The sequence below is a fragment of the Gemmiger formicilis genome (assembly GCF_016901605.1).
GTDB classification, from domain to species: domain Bacteria; phylum Bacillota; class Clostridia; order Oscillospirales; family Ruminococcaceae; genus Gemmiger; species Gemmiger formicilis_B.
Genome location: NZ_JACJKP010000676.1, coordinates 1 through 244, shown reverse-complemented (window position 1 = coordinate 244; position 244 = coordinate 1). Strand labels below are relative to the sequence as shown.

At 57.8% G+C, this 244-nt stretch carries 1 protein-coding gene; it reads right to left on the bottom strand.

Annotation, left to right across the window (positions count from 1 at the left end; translation table 11 throughout):
* On the bottom strand, nucleotides 1-212 hold a 212-nt coding region (locus H6B10_RS16430), incomplete at its 3' end, for a DUF308 domain-containing protein (protein ID WP_204652467.1).
* Nucleotides 213-244: the final 32 nt, after the last annotated feature.

Below are 244 nucleotides of genomic sequence, written 5' to 3'. Positions count from 1 at the left end.
ATGCCGCCTACCAGCAAAAAGGGAGCGGTAAAGCCGCTGCCGCGGACGCGCACATACTGGATCAGGCAGACGACGCCGGTAAGCAGTACCACGGCTCCGAAGGCATAACAGATCCACAGCAGGCTGGTCTGCGGCATAACAAGCAGCAGGACCCCCAGGACGATAAAGGCGATGCTGAGCAGCAGCATGCCGTTTTTCACGTAACGCAGCATAGGCGCACGCTCCTTCCGGTTAAATTTATACG